The 512-nt window shown below is 66.6% G+C and carries 1 protein-coding gene; it reads left to right on the top strand.

What is annotated here, in order from left to right; genetic code table 11:
* Positions 1 to 512 (top strand): methyl-accepting chemotaxis protein (locus RA24_RS21595; RefSeq protein ID WP_039194408.1); only part of this gene is annotated, 512 nt, incomplete at both ends.

The raw sequence follows: 512 nt of genomic DNA, 5'->3' as shown, positions 1-512 counted from the left end.
GACGGCGCCCGCAGCGTCGAGGCAACCATGGCCGAGGCCCGCACCGAAGCGGAAAACAACCGCGAAGTGGTGCAAAGCGCGGTGTCGGCGATGACCGAGATCGAGCAGTCCTCGAACCACATCAGCCAGATCATTTCTGTGATCGACGACATCGCCTTCCAGACCAACCTGCTGGCGCTCAATGCCGGCGTCGAGGCGGCGCGGGCGGGCGAGGCCGGCAAGGGCTTTGCGGTGGTCGCCAGCGAAGTGCGCGCCCTGGCGCAGCGCTCCTCGGATGCGGCGATGGAGATCAAGACGCTGATCTCCGACAGCTCCAAGCAGGTGGAGCGCGGCGTCGATCTGGTCGGCAAGGCCGGCGAGGCGCTGCAGAGCATCGTCGAGCAGGTCACCCATATCTCGCAGCTGGTCTCCGGCATTGCCGAAGGCGCGGCGGAGCAGTCCACCGGCCTCAACGAGATCAACACCGGTGTCACCCAGCTGGACCAGGTGACGCAGCAGAACGCGGCGATGGT

Source organism: Leisingera sp. ANG-M6 (genome assembly GCF_000813905.1).
Taxonomy (GTDB): domain Bacteria; phylum Pseudomonadota; class Alphaproteobacteria; order Rhodobacterales; family Rhodobacteraceae; genus Leisingera.
The sequence above is the reverse complement of the archived record's forward strand: the minus strand, read 5'-3'. Positions and strand labels throughout refer to the sequence as shown.